Genomic DNA, 856 nt, shown 5'->3' with positions numbered 1-856 from the left:
CGCATGCCAATGCCATCGGGCTGGTTGGTGCCGTGAATCAAATAGCCATCGAAGCCTAGGATGATGGCATGGTCTCCTAGCGGGTTATCGGGGCCGGGCGGTACAACGCTTGGTGCGGTTTCGCCGCGTGCTTCCGCTTCACGTTTTACCGACTCAGGCGGGTACCATGCGGGGTTTTTAATGTTCATGGTGGTCTCGGTCACACCAAGGGGTGTATCAAACCCTTCGCGACCGATGCCGATAGGATAGGTCTCAACGCGCGGTGTCTCACCGGTTTTGACATCTGGGTAGTAGTAAAGCCGCAGCTCGGCGATATTGATGACGACCCCAGTACGCTCGACATTCGGCAGGATGAAGCGTCCTGGAATGGTTACTTCAGTACCCACTCCGGGCACCCAAATACTGACCTCTGGGTTAGCACGTACAATCTCCTGGTAGCCAAGGTTGTGACGTCTGGCAATATCAATCAGAGTATCCTCGTAATTCTTCACGATGAAGGTGTCAGCCTCTCCGATAATATTGCCTTCCTCAGGTAGCGGGTAATGCCCCTTGGGCCATTCCGTCTCCTGGGCAGTGGAAGGTTGTGCCGCCATGGCGACAGGGAGCCATGCCAGAAACGAAACCATCACACTCACGATGAAGCCGATCTGCATTGGCCATGGGAGGAATCTCTTAAGTATTGCTGCGTTCTTTGCCAAGAGCATCGCTAGGTTCCTTTTTCATCTAATGCGTCGTTTTTTGATCGAGATAAGTTCAGTTGTAACCCGAGCAGTGTCAGCACCGCAGCGAGTATCCAAGCGGGGCCACTACCGGTGCGTGTGAAAGGAGTTAGGCCCTGCATCGGGGTCACCTCGCC

General features: G+C 54.6%; 1 protein-coding gene. It reads right to left on the bottom strand.

From position 1 onward, the window contains the following. The coding region (locus tag CXF87_RS12170) for a L,D-transpeptidase family protein (protein WP_157826532.1) at positions 1-653 on the bottom strand (653 nt) is incomplete at its 3' end. Positions 654-856: the final 203 nt, after the last annotated feature.

Origin of the sequence: Halomonas sp. MES3-P3E (assembly GCF_002836035.1) — a bacterium.
Lineage (GTDB): Bacteria > Pseudomonadota > Gammaproteobacteria > Pseudomonadales > Halomonadaceae > Vreelandella > Vreelandella arctica.
The sequence above is the reverse complement of the archived record's forward strand: the minus strand, read 5'-3'. Positions and strand labels throughout refer to the sequence as shown.